The sequence below is a fragment of the Pantoea sp. V106_11 genome (assembly GCF_029967885.1).
Classification (GTDB): Bacteria; Pseudomonadota; Gammaproteobacteria; order Enterobacterales; family Enterobacteriaceae; genus Pantoea; species Pantoea ananatis.
On record NZ_JASCAK010000031.1, the window covers coordinates 41,634 to 59,552 of the forward strand.

Below are 17,919 nucleotides of genomic sequence, written 5' to 3' on the forward strand. Positions count from 1 at the left end.
TCTGTCGTGATAACAGGCCCAGCCCTGAACGCTACGCTTTTTTTAAGGGACAACACATTATCAGCATGGCAACGGCGTGCATGAAAGGAAAAAGCGCCAGCTTAGTATGGCCTGGGGAAAGGGGAGTAGCGCAGCAGCAAGCTGGCTGCCCATGATGAGATTTCGGCCAGCACGGCAAAAACGCCCTCGTCTCAAGTGCGCCGTAGCACGCGACCAGTCTGGCAGCCCGACAAGCAGCCCGTCCTTGCACAGAAAGCGGCCTGAAGGGGCACGACCGAATAAAAGCTGAGAGTAAACACAAACCGGCAGGCAGAACAGGCGATCACAAACGGCTGGCCGGGCGCAGCGGAAACGGTGACATCGCGTTAAACATTTAACGCAGCACTGAATCAGGCATAGTAATGAATATGCTTCTTGCCATGGACGGGCGACGTCTCGATTTTCGTCCTGACCTTGAACACGTCCCACAGAAGCGACTCTGTGAGTATCTCATCAGGCGTTCCCTGCGCAATCAGTTCGCCCTCCAGCATCACAATCAGCCGGTCACAAAACAGCGCCGCATGATTCAGATCGTGGATGGCGACAATGCTGGTGACCGGAAGCTCGCTAATGAGTTTCATCAGCTGGATCTGATGGTGAATATCCAGGTGGTTAGTGGGCTCATCAAGCAGAATTTCATTGGGCGCCTGGGCTAATGCTCTGGCGATGTGTACGCGCTGGCGTTCACCGCCGGACAGGCTCTGCCAGCCCTGATCGCAGCGTGAGCACATATCCACCCGCGTCAGCGCGGCTTCAACTATCTCATCATCGTGATGTGTCCAGCTGGAAAAAGGGGAGTGATGCGGGATCCTTCCAAGCTTTACGACATCACGTACGGTCATATTGGCGCTGGTTAACGCATGTTGCTCAACAAAAGCCACACGGCGGGCAAGCTGCTTTCTGGCAATCAGGGACAGATCCTTGCCATCCAGCATCACTTTGCCCGTGTGTTGCTTACGCAGACCGGCCAGCAAGCGCAGCAGCGACGATTTACCGGAGCCATTCGGCCCCAGTAAGCCCACGGTTTCGCCCGACGAGACCGCCAGGGACACATCGTTAACGATGACTTTTTTTCCTACCCGCCAGGTAAGATTTTCTGCGCTGATGCTCATTATTGCGTCCTGGAGCGATAAATAATAATTGCAAAGAAAGGCACGCCAACCAGCGCGGTCACGACGCCAACCGGCAGGCTCTGCGGCGCAATCAACATACGTGAAGCAATATCCGCCAGGACCATCAGAATCGCGCCGGCGATGGCACAGGCAATCAGTAAGCGGCTGTGTAGCGGGCCGAAAAAGAAGCGCATCACGTGGGGAACGACCAGGCCGACAAACCCGATCGAGCCAGCCATACTGACAATCGTGGCGGTCATCAGGGCGGTTGCCGTGAACAGCACCAGACGCACCACGCCGACCGGAATCCCCAGCGAGGCGGCGGCGTCGTCACCAAAGGTAAATGCGTCCAGCGCGCGGGAATAGTACAGGCAGACCGCTAAACCGATGACCACTATCACCAAAACCAGCTGAAACTCAGGCCAGCGCACGCCGCTAAAGCTACCCAACAACCAGAACATCACGTCACGCGCCTGTTGGGCATTGGCTGAGGTACTGATGGTATAGGCGGTAATCGCATTGAAAAGCTGCGACGCTGCCACGCCCGCCAGAATGGTACGCTCTGTGCCACCGCGTGCGCCATTGGTGAGCAGTGCAACAAAGGCAAAGGCGGCAAAGGCGCCGGTAAAGGCGCCCAGCGACAGGGAAATCGCACCGGCCCCGACGCCCGAGACCACGATCAATACCGCACCCGTCGATGCGCCGGCAGAAACGCCCAGTACGTAAGGTTCGGCAAGGGCATTTTTCAACAGGCTTTGCAGTACAGCACCGCAAATGGCCAGACCGGCACCGCTCAGCGCCGCAACCAGCGCACGGCTTAAACGAAAGTCCCAGATAACGCTTTCGTGAATACGGTTCACGGGCACATCCGTCATACCCAGTTTATTGGTCACGGTGTACACCACGGATTTCAACGGTATCGATAATTCGCCTACGCTGACGCCGAGCGCGATAACCATAAACAGCACGACGATGGCGATGATTGCGACAGCAATAAAACCCATGCCACGTCGTGCCTGAACAACCCCTTCACGCATTAATTCAGGCCCATCTTACGTAACTGTTCGCCAACCTGTTCTGCCCCGTAAAGGGTACGAATCGTCGGGTTCATTGCCTGACCGTCCATCACCACGATATGGCCTTTCTTCACCGCATCCAGCTGGCTGACCGCCGGATCGCTTTTCAGGAACTTAATCTTTTCTTCGGCGTTATCCAGTTTCCAGCGATTACGGTCAAGGCTGGTCACAACGATCACATCCGGATTGGTGGCAATAATGCTTTCCCAGCTCACGGTGGGCCATTCAGTTTCAGTGGTAATCGCATTATGGCCGCCTAACACATTGGCAATAAAACCGGATGCGCCGTTCTTACCGCCGACGTAAGCGTCGGCAGAGGGCGAGGAGCTGGAGAACCAAAACAGGAAGGAGAGATCTTTCTTACCTTTCGGGAAGGCTTTTCTCAGGGCGCTTTCGCGTGCTTTAAAGTCGTTGATCACCTGCTGGCCGCGATCTTCTACGTTAAAGATTTTGGCAAAATCGGCGATCTCTTGATAAACGTAGGACATATTCCACAGCGTGGCACGGCTACCGTAGATATCGCCGGTGTTCTGTTTTGTGGCACACATGCCCGGAGACAGATAGGTGTTGATGCCCACTGACTCAAAGTCTTCACGTTTGGCGACCTTGCTGTTCGGCCCCATCAGCAGCTGGATCTGTGCCGCAACAAAATCGGGGTTCTTCGCCAGAATGGATTCCAGCGTTGGGATCTCGACGGTCAGTACCGGCACTTTGGCATTTTGTTCCGCTAACTGCGGTAAGACTTTGGTCGGCCAGAATGCGCTGGCCACCATTTTGTCCTGCAGTCCCAGCAGCAGCAGAATTTCAGCGGTATTCTGCCCAAGCGCCACCACGCGTTCAGGTGCCTTGGTGAATGTTTCTTTCTGACCACAGTTTTCAATCGTCAAAGGATAGGTGGTTGCCCAGGCGGAACTCGTTGTCAGGAAAATAAAACTTAACAGGCTAAGCATTTTTTTCATTAGTATCTGTCCATTAATAAATGAGACTGCGTGCTTTTAACATTCTGGCGCGGCGGATTTTATCAGACCTAAAATGTAAATAGAAATCATTATTATATGAGTTGGCTTTTAGCTGAAATGTATAAAAATTACTTGAGTGAAAGAAATCAACGTGCCAGCCTGGTCATTATTAAAATAAATAACACTGAGCTAAAACAGATGAGTAAACCCTTCATTACAATTAGAGGAGTAATAGTTAATGTAATGATAGATGAAATAATATTAACCATGAGAAGAGGGTGAAGTACGGCAATGCGCGGTTTAGCGTTCCTGACTGACTGACTGACTGACTGACTGACTGACTGACTGACTGACTGACTGACTGACTGACTGACTGACTGACTGACTAGGTTGCGAGCGCCTCACGCGGGAATGCGTCTGCGTTGCCCCGGCGCGGCGCGTCTGCAGCGCCAGCGACGTTTTCGGCAAGGGCTGGCGGCTCCATCTCTGCTCCATCATTCACACAAACTCCAGCAATCTATTCTGCTTATCATCCTGCCACTTTCGGGGAGGATAAGATGAAGACGCTGAACTATATCGCTAAATATGTTGAATATAACCTCAAAATCATCAGGTGTTTTTTAATTAGCGACGTACTTTTCCATACGCAACGACTGCGCCCGTTGTTAAACAGAGAGCCGGATCTGATTCATCCTGTCACGTTGAATGAAAAAATGTGCTACAGGCTGCTCTATGACAGGAAGCCGCTTTATACGCTGCTGGCAGACAAGCTCGCTGTCCGTCACTACGTTGCCAGCCGCACGGATGAAGTCACGGTCGCGCCCTTAATTAAGACCTATAAAAGCACTAAAGAGATTGATTTTGCCGCGTTGCCCGATACCTTCGTTTTAAAGTGCAATCACGACAGTGGCAGCACGATAATCTGCAAAGACAAAACGGCGTTCGATAGTCAGTCTGCTTTATTAACGCTGGATTTAGCCCTGAAAAAGAACATGTATTACTGCACGCGAGAGTGGCAATACAAAGACATTACGCCCACCATTCTGTGTGAAGAATATATTGAACTGTTTGAGGGAAGGGACAGAAGCACTACGCCCGAAATGTTGCGTATTCACTGCTTCGATGGCAATGCGAGCATTATCGAAGCCGACTTTACTGATGAACAGGGCAGGGAGTACGTGAATGTGTACAACAGAAAATGGGAACTGCAGCCCTTCCAGATAGCCTATCCCCATCATCCGGCTTTTATACCGGAACCGGCGCTGTTTTATCGCGCCCTCTCTGCTGCGCAGGCGCTGGCAAAAGATATCGACTATTGCCGGGTCGATTTAATGCTGAAGGACGACAGCCTGTACTTCAGCGAGATCACGCTTACGCCACAGCGCGGTAAGCTCAAAATCATTCCCCAGGAATGGGACGCGATACTTGGCGCGATGTGGCAACAGCAGGCGTACCATAAAACCTTCCGCCTGCCTTCAAGCCCAGAGGTGGATTTGCGCTAGTCAGCGTCAGGCCAGCGCAGTAAAAAAAGGGAGCCGCCCTGGGATGATGTGCGGTAACGAATATCGCCCCCATGAGCCTGCATAATCGCCTTCGCAACGGATAAACCCAGCCCGCATCCCGCCGGGTTTATCGCACGACCTGCGGCGCCGCGTTGAAACGGCTCAAACATATGACGCTGGAAATCGTCAGGCACGCCCGGCCCCGTATCTTCCACCTCAATAAAAAACAGGTTGTCCCGATGTCCGCTTCGGACCCTGACGATGCCCGGCGTGGCGTAATTAAGCGCGTTATCAAATAAAATGGTCAGGCACTGGATAATGCGCAGCGGATCACACCGCGTAACGGCATTATTTTGCTCAATGATGAGGTTAAATCCCTGCTCCTGAAACGGGTGACCAAACGATGCGCCAACGTTTTCCAGCACATCGCTCATTGCCACGGCTTTCACATCCAGCGTAAAGGATCCGCCTTCTGCCGCTCCCACGACGCGCAAATCGTCGATAAGCCGTGATAATCCTTCTGTCTGCCGCAGCAGGCTTTTGAACAACGGCGGATCGGGTTCAAACACCTCTTCAACCAGCCCCTGCAGCCTGCCGCGTAAAATCGTGACCGGCGTTCTGAGTTCATGGGCGATCGCCGCATTCCAGGACTTTCTTTGGTTGTCCAGCGTCTGCAGCTTTTCCGCCATTTCGTTAAAGTCCCTGACTAACGTATTCACCTCCCCCAGGCTGCTCTGACTGTTTGCGGCGCGGGCGCTCAAATCGCCCTGAGAAATCCGGCGCAAACTGGTGGCAACGGAACTCAGGGGATTCAGTATCTTGGCGGAGAGTTTGAAAGCAAACAGTAATGCAATCAGGAAGCTGATTATCGAGCTGATAGCGATCCAGACCCAGTCAAAAACCGTCATGCTTTCACTGTTGCTGGCGGACAAACCGCCGGGGAAGTTTTCAATAATGAAGCTGTAAAACAGATAGGAACCGACCACGGCCACAATAATGATGGTGAACGTCAGGGACAGCATAAACAGAAGAATTTGCCGACTGAGCGCTTTATCTTTATTCACTTCTGTTCACCCAGCCGATAGCCTATCCCACGAATGCTTTCCGGTACGCCGTTTAAGCCACAGCCTTCAAATTTTTTACGCAACTTACTCATGTGGCTGTCTACGGTTCTGTCGAGCGTGTCGCTTTCGGGCAGGCAGGCATTGAGCAGTTCTTCACGGCTGAAGACCTTACGGGGATATTTTGCCATGTGCGTCAGAAGCTTGAATTCTGTGGTGGTCAGCACCGGCGTAAACGTCTGTCCACCGCTGTGGATCTCCACACAGAACTCATCGGTGTAGATGGTCATAAAGCGGGTTCTGATCAGGGATTGAGGGACAGCCTGATTTTTTGCTCTGCGCAGCACGGCCTCAATACGGGCGACCACTTCCGAAGGATTAAAGGGTTTAACGATATAGTCATCGGCACCCAGGCGAAGCCCCATCAGCTTATCAATATCCTGATCCAGCGCGGTCACCATGATCACCGGCGTGTTGCTTTCTTTACGCAACGTTGAAAGCACATTCCAGCCATCGATTAGCGGCAACTGGATATCCAGCAGCACCAGGTCAGGCTGTAAGGTTTTAATTAAGGCCAGAGCGCTTTCCCCCTCTGCCGCATGTACCGCTTTCATTCCGGCGCGTTTGATATAACTCATTAATATATCAGAGATTTCAAAGTCATCCTCTGCCACAAGGATTAGATTGTCGTTGCTCATAACGCCCTCAAAATTAAAAACACCTGTTGCGGATGATGGGGCAGCACAGCCGGAGGAGAAGCGCGTCCTATCATCAGGAACATTACGCCTGTCATGACAGGCAGACCAGCAAAAGCACTGCGCACAGCATGAAACCCACAATCAGACCTTAGCCAAAAGAAAAGCAACGTCACGCGGCGACAGAAAGCATGGAACGCCGATTAGCTGATGCACCACTCTCTTTGCAGGATGGCGTAAACCTGCGTATTTTCATAAATCGCGATGCCATTGTGATCCGTGAATGACACATGCTCTTTAAAGCATCCTTCCAGCCGCATCCCCAAACGCTGACATAATCGCTGCGAACCTGCGTTGTCATCGGCGACATAGGCATAAATCCGCCTGACATTTTTTATCCGAAATAAATAATTAAACAGGCAGATTGCGGCTTCCTGAGCATAGCCATGGCCTTGATAGGCAGGATTCAGATACCATCCCACGTTCCGGGTACGGGCATCCGGTTCTTCGTCATCGCAGGCAAAAAGATGACCGATTAATTCGCCTGTCTGTTGCAGACACAGGGCAAACTGCGTGGCGTCAATGCTCCTTTTCCGCGCCTCCTTGACGGCGGCCTCAAGATCGGCCAGTTTCTCATCGAAAAAGCAGGCCGGATAAGGCGCGGATAAATAATTTAACAGGCCCTGAGCATCCTGTTGCAAAAAACGCCTGATGAAGACGCGTTCACTTTCAGCTATTTTCATCTCAAACCCTTTCCCGGGATAAAATAAAGGCGAATACCTTGTAATTTTGTGTCCAGATAATCTCTGTCCCTGTCAAAGTTCAGCATATATTATGTCCTGCGCTTTTAAATTGTCTATCGAATATATTGCGCGGTGTGCGACGTTTTTTTATTTTTACCTATCCATACTCTCTCCATAAACTTTACATAATAGGTCATTGTCAGGCGGGTACACTCCGGAATAATGCGCATTATTGGAGAGTATTCGTGATGACGCCGCGTAATTTAGTGAGGTCCGGTTTTTGCTTTTTATTTTTGCTGCTGTTCACCACCGGTTTGCATCCTTCCGGCGTCACACCGCTACAGCAAGCGTTAAGCGTTAAGGGGAGAAGCGTGATCGCGACGATGTATCGGCCAGTGAAAAAGATTAATCGCCATGAGCGAACCGCCCAGACGCCGTTCTGGGAGGCGGTCACCACCAATGCGCTGGCCTGCCGGGGCGGGCGCGTGACCCGGCTCCTGTATAAGGCCGCGCTGCGCCGACTAAAGGAGGCGTAAATGCACACAGCAAACAAGCCAGTTACCACCACGATGAATTGACAGACTGGCGTCTTACTTTAAAAAGCACGCACACCTGCGGGGCTTGCAGCGTAACAGGTGACGGTTTTCTGCCCTCATCTTTTTTATATTCAGTCAGGGTAAATCATGCCTCAGTTTTTTATTAATCGACCGGTATTTGCCTGGGTTATTGCCGTCTTTATTATTTTGTTTGGCCTGCTCTCCATTCCAAAATTACCCGTAGCGCTTTATCCCTCGGTGGCACCGCCGACAATCAGCATCACCGCCTCATATCCGGGATCAACGCCGGAAACCATGAACAACAGCGTGGTGGCGCTGATTGAGCGTGAGCTTTCATCGGCAAAGCACGTGCTGTATTACGAATCGTCCAGCGATACCAGCGGTATGGCATCCATTACGGTGACTTTTGCGCCCGGCACCGATCCTGAGCTGGCTCAGGTTGATGTGCAAAACCGTATCAAAGTGATTGAGCCGCGCCTGCCCCAGGCCGTGCGGCAGAATGGCCTGAGCGTTGAGGCCTCGGGCGCTAACTTTTTGATGATCGTCGGGCTGACGTCTAAAGATGGCAAACTCACTGAGGCCGATCTGAGCGACTACTTTTCACGCAATATCACGGAAGAGCTTCGTCGTATTGAAGGCGTGGGCCGCGTGCAGCTGTTTGGCGCAGAGAAAGCAATGCGGGTCTGGGTCGATCCGGTCAAGCTTAGCCAGTATCGCCTGACCGTCAGCGATATCAGTCGGGCAATCAACACGGAAAATACCCAGATCGCGCCCGGACGGACCGGTGACGCACCGGCGGTTGCTGGCCAGCAGGTCAGCTATCCGCTTCTGGTCAAAGGCCAGCTTGGTTCACCCCAGGAATTCGCCAGTATTACCCTGCGCGCCAATCCGGATGGATCTCGCGTGGTGCTGAGCGACGTGGCGCGGGTTGAGCTCGGATCGCAAACCTACAGTTTTGCCACCCGTGAAAACGGACGCGTCTCTACCGCGGCAGCGATTCAGCTTTCGCCAGGCGCCAATGCGGTTAAAACCGCAGAGCGGATCAAACTCCGTCTGAACGAGCTGCGTCAGGCTATGCCAGAGGGAATGGCTTACAGCATTCCGTTTGATACGACGCCCTTCGTGAAGATCTCGATTGAGAAGGTCATTCATACCTTTATCGAAGCCATGATACTGGTCTTCCTTGTGATGTATCTGTTCTTACAGAATGTTCGCTATACCTTTATCCCGGCGATTGTTGCGCCGATTGCGCTGCTGGGCACCTTTACCGTGATGCTGCTGGCGGGATTCTCGGTCAACGTATTAACCATGTTCGGTATGGTGCTGGCGATTGGAATCATCGTTGACGATGCGATAGTGGTGGTGGAAAACGTCGAACGAATCATGACGGAAGAGGGGCTGGGCCCGAAAGCGGCAACGCAAAAGGCGATGAAGGAGATTACCGGTGCGGTCATCGGGATTACGCTGGTCCTGAGCGCGGTCTTTATCCCGATGGCGATGGCCAGTGGTTCCGTTGGGGCGATATACCGGCAGTTTACGCTCTCAATGGCGGTTTCTATCCTGATCTCCGCCTTCCTGGCGCTCAGCCTGACGCCGGCGCTATGTGCCACGCTATTAAAACCTGTTGATCGGCATGCTCATCAGAAAAAAGGCTTCTTTGGCTGGTTCAACCATAAGTTTGCAGCAATGACTTACCTTTACGGCCAGGGCGTAAGCCGTTTATTAAAACGGGTAGGCGGTGCGTTAGCGGTTTATGCGGCGCTGTGCCTGCTGTTCTTTCTGGCGATAAAAAACCTGCCGTCTTCGTTTCTGCCGGAGGAGGATCAGGGCTACTTTATGACCTCCATTCAGCTCCCCTCGGACGCGACCAGCGAACGCACGCTGAACGTGGTAAAAGCTTTTGAACAGCAGGTGCTTTCAAGCCCGGCGACGCAGTCAACTATCGCGATAATGGGGTTCAGCTTTGCAGGTTCCGGGCCTAACTCCGCCATGGCTTTCACCACCTTAAAAGGATGGGAAGATCGTCAGGGGGCCACCGCCTTTTCTGAAGCCGCGCGCGCGCAGAAAGTGATGTCAGCGAATCCTGAAGCGGAAACCTTTAATCTGATCCCCCCGGCTATTGACGAGCTGGGGAACTCATCGGGCTTTACGTTGCGCCTGCAGGATCGCGGCGGCAAAGGCTATGCGGCGCTGAAAAAGGCGGAAGAGCAGTTGCTGGCGCTTGCGGCGAAAAGTTCTGTCGTCCGGGATGTGTACGTTGACGGCTTACCCGATGGGCAGATGATCCGGCTTAATATCGATCGACAAAAAGCCTTTGCGATGGGTGTGGCTTTTGATGAGATCAGCCAGACGCTTTCCGGCGCGATAGGTTCGCTTTACGTCAATGATTTTCCCAACAGCGATCGTATGCAGCAGGTCATCATTCAGGCCGATGCGAAATATCGTATGCAACCCGAGGATATTCTCAGGTTATACGTGCGCAATGCGTCCGGCGGAATGGCACCGCTAGCTGAGTTTGTTCATGCGGAGTGGGAAACCTCCCCGTTGCAGCTGGTTCGTTATCAGGGTTATCAGTCAATCAAGATAACCGGCAATCCCGCACACGGCTATTCAAGTGGCGATGCGCTGAACGAGATGAGCCGGCTGGCGAAACAGCTGCCAGAAGGTTTTGCAATAGAGTGGACCGGTGGCTCGTTACAGGAGCAGCAATCGGCCTCTGAAGCGCCTATGCTGATGGTGCTGTCCATGCTGGTGGTGTTCCTGGTGCTGGCGGCGCTTTATGAAAGCTGGTCAGTGCCGGTCTCCGTTATGCTGGTCGTGCCGCTTGGCCTGCTGGGCGCGGTCATTGCCGTCAGCCTGATGGATATGCAGAACGACGTATTCTTCAAAGTTGGCATGATTACGATTATTGGACTGTCGGCAAAAAATGCCATTCTGATTGTCGAATTTGCTAAGCAGATGCACGAAGGCGGCAAAGGGCTGGTTGAGGCAACGCTGGAAGCCTCGCGGATGCGTTTACGCCCGATCCTGATGACGTCGCTGGCCTTTACCCTGGGCGTGGTACCTTTGATGCTGGCTAGCGGAGCAAGTGCCAGAACGCAGCAGGCGATCGGCAGTGGCGTATTTGGTGGGATGATCAGCGGCACGCTGCTGGCCATATTCTTTGTACCCCTGTTCTATTTTTCAGTGATGAAGGCGGTCGAAAAACTAAAACCGAAGCAGCGCTAAGCGCCTCTGAATCAGGCCGGGCGAGGGCAACATAGCCATTCGTCCGCTTGTCGGGTCAGATAGCGTATTAGGTCGTTAAGATGGCGTGATGATCTTTACTGCTGTGACGTGACGTGACGTGACGTGACTGCGCCGCTGGCGTCAGTGCATGAGGGATGGCTGAGGAAACCGATTAGCGGTGCGGCATTCTGGCTTCGAACGCTTTGCCACTAAAGCGGGCATATTGCCCTGTAAGGCGCCAGAAGGCAGGCTGAGTCTCGGTGTAGATTTCAGCGGCCAGCACCAGACGGCGCTGCACATCTTCAGTCAGGTCAAGCTGTGTCCAGGGAATAAAGTAGCGTTGGCTGTCAGTCAACAACAACCACATTGGAGAACCACAGCCGGGGCAAAAATAGCGTTTACCCTGTAAAGACGAGGTGAAACATGAGGGCGAGGCTGACTGCCTGAGTAATGCTGGCGCACTGGCCGCTTCCATGTACATGGCAATCCCGCCTGACCATTTTTGACACAACGTGCAATGACAGGCATGCACGTTCAGTTCATCGATCTCGACGGCGAACTGACACTCACCACAAAGGCAACGCCCGGTAAATGTTGTCAAAACCATCCTTGTACCCCAGAGCGGTAAATATGCGGGTGATAAAAAAGCCAGCTCTGAGAGCTGGCTTAACACGAGTGCGTCGGAATTAGAATTGATAAACCAGGCCGACGGCCAGAATATTGTCAGTTGAAATGCCCGCTGCCTGAGTGAAGTCAGTTTCATCCAGCAGGTTGATTTTATAATCGATGATGGCTGACATATTTTTGTTGAAGTAATAGGCCGCACCTAAATCAACATATTTCACTAAATCCCGGTCGCCAAAGCCTTCAAGATCTTTCCCTTTTGATTGCAGATACGCGATGCTGGGGCGCAGACCAAAGTCGAACTGATACTGCGCAACGACTTCGAAATTCTGTGCTTTGTTGGCGAAACCTGGGTTGCCATTACCAACGCGTGTGGCATTGTAGGTTTGGGTATATTGTGCCGCCAGATAAACGGCATTGGCATCGTATTTCAGCGCGGCTGAATACGTTTCGGCATTATCACCCTCACCCAATGCCAGACCGTTCTGGTCCAGTGTGCGTTTGGAATGAGAATAGGCCACACCGGCATTTATGCCCAGAGGAGAGGCATAGGTCACTGCTGCACCGTAGCCGTCGCCGTTTTGCTTCGCAGCATTACGGTTATTATTCGTCACACTGTTGCCTTCACCATCAGCACCGCCGTTTCTGCCTTGATACTGTAAGGCAAAGTTAAGTCCGGATACCAGGCCAAAGAAGTCGGTATTACGGTAGGTCGCCAGGCCATTGGCACGCTGTTGCATAAAATTATCGGAGCCATAGGTGTCGCCGCCAAACTCCGGCAACACGTCGGTCCAGGAGGTAACATCGTAAACCACGCCGTAGTTACGGCCGTAGTTAAACGAACCATAGTCACCGTATTTGAGCCCCGCGAAGCCTAAGCGCGTCCATGACTGGCTCTCAGATTTTTCATCGCGGTTCGCCTGCATGTTGTATTCCCACTGACCGAACCCGGTCAGTTGGTCGGTGATCTGCGTTTCCCCTTTTACACCGAGGCGAGCATATGAATTATCACCACGCTCACCTTTATCACTGCTGAAATAGTGCAATCCCTGCATTTTACCGTAAAGATCTAATTTATTACCGTCTTTGTTATAGATTTCTGCAGCATTTGTTACACCTGCTGCTAACAATGTAGTTACTGCCACTGCAACTAATTTAAGTTTCATGAGAGAAATCCTGTAGTTTTATTTTATATTAACCAGAGCCACTGATGGATGAGGCGCGCTTAAATGGCTCACTATTTTTAAATGACAATCCGGTATGAATTCAATGATAAGTTTCCTGCCATTTCGATTTATTTGTGTTTGTATGATCTGCGTCTAAATAGAAGGTCTGATGTGTTTTTTGTTTGTCTTGATATTATTGTTTTTATATTGTCGTTGTTGCTATTTTTTTAATATTCCGTTGTTTTTTATGGGTTCTTGGTTTTGTTCTTATTATGACTTATTTGTTAATTGTTTTTTCTGGCATTCTCTGGTTTTTATAACTTCATTAATAAAAGAATAAAGGTGAGCGAAGTGTTTTTACGTAATTAAAGGTTTTGCATTTATTGACACGGAAGGTGAGATCTTACCCTGAGAGACGGGTTGATAATGTACAGCGTCTCTATTGCACTCTGTTAAAATAGTGTTTAATAAGAACGATGTGTTTAAAAAAGTGGATATGTTTATCACAAGTATTTGTTAACCGCATTTATCTTCCCGGATCTACGTCCTCAGCAAAACTGTTGAGTTTCTCAACATCCATTCACCGTTAACTGCCTCACATCTTCACTTTCAGAATGAAATGGTTAATCAATCTCTCTTTTCTTTTTGAAAAGCTCCCGTTTTTTATGCGTGATAATCATCACTCTTATGCGACTACATGTCTGGGACACCGAGGCTATGAAATATCATAAAATCAAATGATTATATTTTTTGATTGTTATTCTTTCGGTGTTGGCACGCACGCTGCAATACATTCTGCGTATTCAACACAGGAGAAGTTTACATGGCATATAAAATTTTGCTCCCTCAGGAAATAATGGCAGAAGGGCGCGCTTATTTAGAAAGTCGGGGTTATGAGCTGATTACCGGTTCAGGTATGGAAGAAGACGACATTATTCGTGATATTCCTGACTGCGACGGCATTATTGTGCGGCTATCAAAAATGTCTGACCGCGTTTTTGAGGCAGCAAAGAAACTGAAAGTCGTCGCCCGGCACGGCGCGGGCTACGACACTGTTGACCTTGAGTCGGCCAAACGTCATGGCGTTGTTGTTCTGAACGCGCCCGTTGCTAACAGCATGTCCGTAGCAGAACTGGCTATTTTCTACATGTTGCACTGCTCGCGTAACTTCAGGCTGGTTGAAGAGAAAATGCTGGAGGATTACTACTGGGCTAAATTGCGCACGCCAAAGGTCGAACTGGACGGTAAAACGCTTGGCTTAGTGGGCGTCGGTAATATTGGCTCACGCGTCGCGCTCAAAGCGCTGCACGGTTTCAACATGAAAGTCATTGCTTACGATCCCTATAAAACCCAGGCGGAAATGCCAGAAGGCGTGGAGCGTACCGAGGACTTTGACCGCATTTTTCAGGAAAGTGACTTTGTCTCTCTCCATTGTCCAACCACCTCGGAAACCCAGGATTTCGTCGGTGAAAAGCAATTTGCCATGATGAAGCCCACTGCATATTTCATTAATACCGCACGCGGCAAGCTTGTGGATGAAAAAGCGCTGTATCACGCGCTCGCTAACCATCTTATCGCCGGTGCCGGCCTGGACGTCTTAAAGAAAGAACCCTTCGACCCGAACGATCCTGTTTTCTCACTCAGTAATGTCGTGATTGGTCCGCATATTGGTGCCGCCACAAAAGAAGCCACTGACAGAGCTTCACTGCATACCGCAATCGGTATCGATGAGGTTTTGTCCGGTAAAAAACCCACCTGGCCCGTTCCTGGCTTTGGAGAATAAGATGACTATTGGCAATCGTATTTATTTAAAACGCCCTGAAGGCAACCCTGAATTACTCAAAGCGTACGCGCAACTGCCCGCTGCGAATATTGCGGACACCATGAATCGTATTGCCGTACTGGGCAACGGTATTCAGCGTATTTCTTCACCACAAAAACCGGTCATGGCGGGTTATGCCATTACCGTTAAAGCCCGGGCTGGCGACAACCTGATGCTTCACGCAGCACTGGATATGGCCACGGAAAACGACGTCATCGTGGTATCCAACGAAGGCGACCGTTCTCGGGCGTTGATGGGCGAAATCATGGTGGCTTACGCCCATCACTGCAAGAAAATCGCCGGTATCGTTCTGGATGGGCCCATCCGCGATATTGATGCCTTATCGGTACTGGACTTTCCTCTGTTTGCCACGGGGTCAAACCCGGCTGGCCCGTTTAAAGAAGGCCCCGGCGAGGTCAATACGCCGATTGCCGTTGGCGGGGTTGCGGTATCGCCCGGCGATCTCATTGTCGGTGATGCGGATGGCGTGATTGTTGTTCCCTTGGCTGATGCGGAAGCCTTGCTTGAAAAAGCAAAAGCCTATTCAAAATTTGACGCGAGCAAAGTCGAGGCGGCCAAAAATGGAACCGCCAACCGCGCCTGGGTCAGAAAAACACTGGACGAGAAGCGCGTTGAGTTCATTGACGACGTATTTCGTTAGTCTGCCTGGCTAATATCGATTAGCTCAAGCCACGGAAGCCATGCTTCCGTGGTGATAAAGCAAAGGTAATAAAATATGTTCTATTTAAAACTTTTCCCGATCGTATTCTTTCCGGTTTTATTTTGGATAATACCGAATCCTGAAGAGATTTCCGCCACGACCTGGCATATGGTCGGCATTTATCTGGCGATGCTGTGCGGACTGGTATTTCGGCCTTTCACTGATGCGATTATTATGCTGATCATTTTGGGCATCGCATCGATCTTCATCGATCCGCATATTCTTTTCGCGGGTTACGGCACCTCAATGGTCTGGTTTATTATCAGTGCCTTTATTATTTGTAAGGCATTTGTCATTACCGGGCTCGGTAAGCGTATCGCTTACGTTCTGTTAAAACGCTACGGTAAAAATACGCTGACGCTGGGTTATCTGATGATGGTAACGGATACGGTGCTGGCCCCGGCAACCGGATCGAATATGTCGCGGTCTGGCGGTATCGTTTATCCCATTTTCAGAAATATAGCTGAGGCACTGGGATCGAAACCAGACGAGGGTAGCCGCCGGATCGGCGCCTATCTCACTATCCTGATGTATGTGGTGTCGATGGGGACGTCGAGCCTGTTTTTAACCGGTATGGCAACCAACGCCATTACTGTTTCACTGGCTAACGAAATCATGAAGGTTAATCTGGACTGGATGACCTGGTTTAAGGCTGCCATCATTCCTGCCGGATTTATCCTGCTGCTGTGTCCATGGCTCCTTTACAAAGTCTATGCGCCAGAACTGAAAAAGATCGATAACGTTAATGAGATTGCTGAGCAGGGGCTGCGTGAACTGGGGCCGGTCAAACGTGAAGAGAAGCTGCTGATCGTCTTCTTCATCATGGGCGTTTTGGGATGGATGACGGGATCAATTACCGGTATTCCTTTTATCCCGGTCGGATTTGCCTTTCTCGCCTGTCTGTTGTTATTTAAAGTCCTTAGTTGGGAACATGTCGTCAGCGAGAAAGCGGCCTGGCAGACATTTGTCTGGTACGGTGCGTTTTACGGATGCGCCGTTGCGCTGTCAAAAGGGGGATTCTATGTCTTCCTGGTCGGCGTCATTAAAAACTACCTTGACCTGTCTCATCTCAGCGAATTTAGCGCAATCGGCGTGCTGATCTTTATCAGTCTTGCTGTGCGTTACTTCTTTGTGTCCAACAGCGCATTTGTTGTCTCCTTCTATCCCGTGCTGTTCACCCTCGGTATGACCACCCAGGCAGAACCGATGTATGTTGCCTTGTCTCTGGCATTCTCGGCGGGTTACGGCGCACTTCTGACGCATTACGGTAACGGCGCTGGCGTATTTACCTTCTCCAGTGGCTACGTGCCGCAAAAAACCTTCTGGCTGTTGGGCACCATGATGGTGCTGATTAACGTCATCGTTTATTTCCTGATTGGTCTTCCTTACTGGAAATTGATAGGTATTTAACCGGAGGATAAAGATGAAACTGGATTTGCTTATCAGAAATGGCCTGACGGTGGACAGTGACAAACAAGATTACCTCAGGCGGGATATTGGCATCATCGGCAACCGTATTGTTGACCTTGAAAACGTTGACAGCACCGAGGCGGAAACGGTGATTGATGCAGCGGGTTGCCTTGTTCTCCCCGGATTGATCGACTTTCATGCGCATGTTTTCCACGGCGGGACGGCGATAGGCGTTAACCCGGATGTGGTTTGTTTACCCAACGGCGTAACCAGCGTTGTCGATGCCGGCAGTAGTGGCTGGGTAAACTATACGTTGTTCCGTAACAGCGTGATTAATACGGCTACCGTGAAGATAAAAAGTTATCTTAATGTGGTTAATGTTGGCTTGTCTACGCTGGGTGGCGGGCCAACGGGATACCTCGAAAACACCAATCCGGCCAACTATAACCTGCCACGAATCAGGCAGGTATTAAGCGAAAATAAAGAGAATATTCTTGGGCTGAAACTGCGTTACAGCCAGGATATTGCCAAAGGCAAGTCGTATAGCAGCGATCCGTTTTTAACCACGGTTGCGCTGGCGCGTGAGCTGGAGACGTCACTCTGTGTGCATGTCACCGATTCCTTTCTGCCGGCGAATGAGCTCATTCAGCATTTCAACGCGGATGATATCTATGCGCACTGTTTCCACGGCACAGGCCATACCATTCTCAACGGTCGGGGCGAGGTGTACCCGTCTGTTCTGGCGGCACAGCAAAGAGGCGTAGTCTTTGACTGTTCAAATGGTGTGGCGCATTTCGATTTTAACGTTGCCCGCAACGCGATGGATCAGGGGTTCTATCCGGATATCATTAGCACCGACTTAACGCAGCGCAACAGTCTGCGTACCGATAAGGTCTACAGTCTGCTACATGTCATGTCTAAATATCTCAATATGGGCATGTCTTTGTTTGAGGTTATCAGGGCGGTCACGAGCACGCCGGCACGACTCATGAAAATGCAAGGGCAGATAGGTACGCTGGAGCCGAAGGCATTTGCCGATATTTCGGTGGTAAAACTGCGCAATGAAAAAATTGTTTTCGAAGATACTCAGGGAGCCAGACTGCAAGGCGAACGCTATATCGATAACTGCGTCACGATCAGTAATGGTCAGATCTGCTATCGGCGCCTGCATGGCTAATTTTTAACTACCTCGTCTCTCAAGCCT

General features: G+C 51.0%; 16 protein-coding genes. 7 read left to right on the top strand and 9 right to left on the bottom strand.

Going from position 1 to position 17,919, the window contains the following annotated elements; translation table 11 throughout:
• Positions 1–389: 389 nt before the first annotated feature.
• From QLG08_RS15460 to QLG08_RS15475, 4 genes are all read right to left on the bottom strand, one after another.
• Positions 390–1,151 (bottom strand): ABC transporter ATP-binding protein, encoded by a 762-nt coding sequence (locus QLG08_RS15460; RefSeq protein ID WP_014605212.1) that lies wholly within the window; start codon positions 1,149–1,151, stop codon positions 390–392.
• The gene (locus tag QLG08_RS15465; protein ID WP_013026844.1) at positions 1,151–2,188 is read right to left on the bottom strand and encodes an iron ABC transporter permease; all 1,038 of its coding nucleotides are present in this window, start codon (positions 2,186–2,188) and stop codon (positions 1,151–1,153) included. Before QLG08_RS15465 ends, QLG08_RS15460 begins: the two co-directional genes overlap by 1 nt.
• Positions 2,188–3,186, bottom strand: a complete 999-nt coding sequence (locus tag QLG08_RS15470; protein ID WP_013026843.1) for an ABC transporter substrate-binding protein — start codon at positions 3,184–3,186, stop codon at positions 2,188–2,190. The genes QLG08_RS15465 and QLG08_RS15470 overlap by 1 nt, the downstream gene beginning before the upstream one ends.
• A gap of 300 nt (positions 3,187–3,486) precedes the next feature.
• Positions 3,487–3,684: a hypothetical protein gene (locus tag QLG08_RS15475; protein ID WP_105078858.1), complete on the bottom strand. Its 198-nt coding sequence runs from the start codon at positions 3,682–3,684 to the stop codon at positions 3,487–3,489.
• A gap of 59 nt (positions 3,685–3,743) precedes the next feature.
• Between QLG08_RS15475 and QLG08_RS15480 the strand changes: the two genes are divergently transcribed.
• Positions 3,744–4,688 (top strand): ATP-grasp fold amidoligase family protein, encoded by a 945-nt coding sequence (locus QLG08_RS15480; RefSeq protein WP_029569076.1) that lies wholly within the window; start codon positions 3,744–3,746, stop codon positions 4,686–4,688.
• Here the strand turns inward: QLG08_RS15480 and QLG08_RS15485 are convergent.
• From QLG08_RS15485 to QLG08_RS15495, 3 genes are all read right to left on the bottom strand, one after another.
• Positions 4,685–5,752 carry an ATP-binding protein gene (locus QLG08_RS15485; protein WP_014605214.1) on the bottom strand — a complete coding sequence of 356 codons (1,068 nt, stop codon included), beginning with the start codon at positions 5,750–5,752 and terminating at the stop codon, positions 4,685–4,687. The two genes, QLG08_RS15480 and QLG08_RS15485, sit on opposite strands and share 4 nt — an antisense overlap.
• Complete coding sequence (locus QLG08_RS15490; protein ID WP_014594389.1) at positions 5,749–6,447, bottom strand: response regulator; 699 nt, start codon at positions 6,445–6,447, stop codon at positions 5,749–5,751. Before QLG08_RS15490 ends, QLG08_RS15485 begins: the two co-directional genes overlap by 4 nt.
• Positions 6,448–6,647: 200 nt before the next feature.
• Positions 6,648–7,187, bottom strand: a complete 540-nt coding sequence (locus tag QLG08_RS15495; RefSeq protein ID WP_013026839.1) for a GNAT family protein — start codon at positions 7,185–7,187, stop codon at positions 6,648–6,650.
• A 248-nt stretch (positions 7,188–7,435) separates the two neighbouring features.
• On the opposite strand from QLG08_RS15495, the gene QLG08_RS15500 reads away from it, so the two are divergent.
• Complete coding sequence (locus QLG08_RS15500) at positions 7,436–7,723, top strand: hypothetical protein (RefSeq protein ID WP_019106128.1); 288 nt, start codon at positions 7,436–7,438, stop codon at positions 7,721–7,723.
• A gap of 147 nt (positions 7,724–7,870) precedes the next feature.
• Positions 7,871–10,972, top strand: a complete 3,102-nt coding sequence (locus tag QLG08_RS15505; RefSeq protein ID WP_279752610.1) for an efflux RND transporter permease subunit — start codon at positions 7,871–7,873, stop codon at positions 10,970–10,972.
• Positions 10,973–11,144: 172 nt separating this feature from the next.
• Here the strand turns inward: QLG08_RS15505 and QLG08_RS15510 are convergent, their stop codons facing one another.
• Both QLG08_RS15510 and ompC read right to left on the bottom strand, forming a co-directional pair.
• The gene (locus tag QLG08_RS15510; protein ID WP_026021031.1) at positions 11,145–11,573 is read right to left on the bottom strand and encodes a GFA family protein; all 429 of its coding nucleotides are present in this window, start codon (positions 11,571–11,573) and stop codon (positions 11,145–11,147) included.
• 85 nt (positions 11,574–11,658) lie between these two features.
• Positions 11,659–12,762 carry a porin OmpC gene (gene ompC, locus QLG08_RS15515; protein WP_013026835.1) on the bottom strand — a complete coding sequence of 368 codons (1,104 nt, stop codon included), beginning with the start codon at positions 12,760–12,762 and terminating at the stop codon, positions 11,659–11,661.
• Between the two features lie 823 nt (positions 12,763–13,585).
• Between ompC and QLG08_RS15520 the strand changes: the two genes are divergently transcribed.
• The 4 genes from QLG08_RS15520 to QLG08_RS15535 all read left to right on the top strand — a co-directional run bounded on the left by QLG08_RS15520 (position 13,586) and on the right by QLG08_RS15535 (position 17,892).
• Positions 13,586–14,545, top strand: a complete 960-nt coding sequence (locus QLG08_RS15520) for a hydroxyacid dehydrogenase (protein ID WP_014594384.1) — start codon at positions 13,586–13,588, stop codon at positions 14,543–14,545.
• Position 14,546: 1 nt separating this feature from the next.
• Entirely contained in the window at positions 14,547–15,245 is a 699-nt protein-coding gene (locus QLG08_RS15525; protein WP_028725271.1) for an RraA family protein, read from the top strand.
• Positions 15,246–15,320: 75 nt separating this feature from the next.
• Positions 15,321–16,715 (top strand): DASS family sodium-coupled anion symporter, encoded by a 1,395-nt coding sequence (locus tag QLG08_RS15530; protein WP_014605220.1) that lies wholly within the window; start codon positions 15,321–15,323, stop codon positions 16,713–16,715.
• Positions 16,716–16,728: 13 nt separating this feature from the next.
• Positions 16,729–17,892: a metallo-dependent hydrolase gene (locus QLG08_RS15535; protein ID WP_014605221.1), complete on the top strand. Its 1,164-nt coding sequence runs from the start codon at positions 16,729–16,731 to the stop codon at positions 17,890–17,892.
• Positions 17,893–17,919 lie beyond the last annotated feature (27 nt).